This window comes from Caulobacter sp. CCNWLW153, assembly GCF_036889365.1.
In the GTDB taxonomy this organism is placed as follows: Bacteria; Pseudomonadota; Alphaproteobacteria; order Caulobacterales; family Caulobacteraceae; genus Caulobacter; species Caulobacter radicis.
Genome location: NZ_JBAKFV010000044.1, coordinates 1 through 827 on the forward strand (window position 1 = coordinate 1; position 827 = coordinate 827).

General features: G+C 71.2%; 1 pseudogene. It reads right to left on the bottom strand.

Features of this window, described 5'->3' with window-relative positions:
* Positions 1 to 827 (bottom strand): annotated as a pseudogene (locus V6S85_RS26515) (acetyl/propionyl-CoA carboxylase subunit alpha); the annotation flags it as partial.

The window sequence follows — 827 nt, forward strand, 5'->3', positions numbered from 1 at the left end:
AGCACGCAGACGACCTCGCCCTCGCGGACCTGCCGGCCGACCTCGACGTCCATGGAGACGACCAGGCCCGGCATCGGCGAGAGGATGAGCTTGGAGGTGTCGGCCGGGGCTTTTGCCGGCAGCTTGTCGTGCAGCTCGGCGCTGCGGGCGGTGAGCACCAGCACCCGGGCCTTGGCGGCGCGGTGGCGGATGGTGAAGCCCTCGGGCGCGGGAGCGACTTCGGCCGTGAAGGCTGTTCCATCGAGCACGCCGCGGAAGGTCGGCAGGCCCGGCCGCCAGGCGATGTCGGTCAGCTGGAGCGACCGGCCCTCGTCGACGAGGTCGACGGTCAGGCTGGAGCCTTCGCCGGAGAGATGCACCCGCTGCTTGCCGTGGCCGATGACCACCGTCCAGTCGGCCCGGGCGCGGCCAAGGCGCTGGGCCGCGATGCGCTGCATGGCGCAGCCGACGGCGGTCAGCAGGTCCTGCTGGAAGGCGGTGGGCTCGGTTCCCAAGAACCCGTCGGGGAACTCGTCCTTGATGTAGCTGGTGGCCAGCTTGCCGGAGACGAACCGCTCCTGGTCCATCACCGCGGCCAGGAACGGCACGTTGTGGCCCAGGCCCTCGATGTGGAAGTCCTCCAGCGCCCGGGCCATGCCGGCCACCGCCTCGGTGCGGGTCGGCGCCCAGGTGCAGAGCTTGGAGATCATCGGGTCGTAGAACATCGAGATCTCGTCGCCCTCGCGCACGCCTGCGTCGTTGCGGACGGTGCAGGCGCCCTTCTCGCCTTCCGGCGGCGGGGCGTAGCGCACCAGCCGGCCGATGCTGGGCAGGAACTTGCGGTAGGG